This window comes from Cupriavidus basilensis OR16, from assembly GCF_000243095.1.
GTDB classification, from domain to species: domain Bacteria; phylum Pseudomonadota; class Gammaproteobacteria; order Burkholderiales; family Burkholderiaceae; genus Cupriavidus; species Cupriavidus basilensis_D.
Genome location: NZ_AHJE01000272.1, coordinates 1 through 268, shown reverse-complemented (window position 1 = coordinate 268; position 268 = coordinate 1). Strand labels below are relative to the sequence as shown.

Genomic DNA, 268 nt, shown 5'->3' with positions numbered 1-268 from the left:
TCCTGGCTCAATCTAGCGATGGGAGGCGCGCAGTGCGCGAATGAGTTTCTGCACTAGCTGTTCATGTTGCTCCAGCGCCTCATCAAGCGTGCAGGCTCCATAGCTCTTGTTTTCATCCGCCCCCTTCCCAACAACACGAGTCACGAACAGCGGTGTGTCTTTTGGGGCTCGCTCGGACACCCCGCGAAAGCGGGTAGTGACCACGACGCCGTAGTCTTCCATCAGCGTGCGGCGGAAGATCAGTATGAACCGCCCCGGGAATCGTGGA

The 268-nt window shown here is 59.0% G+C and carries 1 protein-coding gene; it reads right to left on the bottom strand.

Going from position 1 to position 268, the window contains the following annotated elements; all coding sequences use genetic code 11:
• Positions 1-12: 12 nt before the first annotated feature.
• Complete coding sequence (locus OR16_RS38665; protein WP_050983249.1) at positions 13-246, bottom strand: hypothetical protein; 234 nt, start codon at positions 244-246, stop codon at positions 13-15.
• Positions 247-268 lie beyond the last annotated feature (22 nt).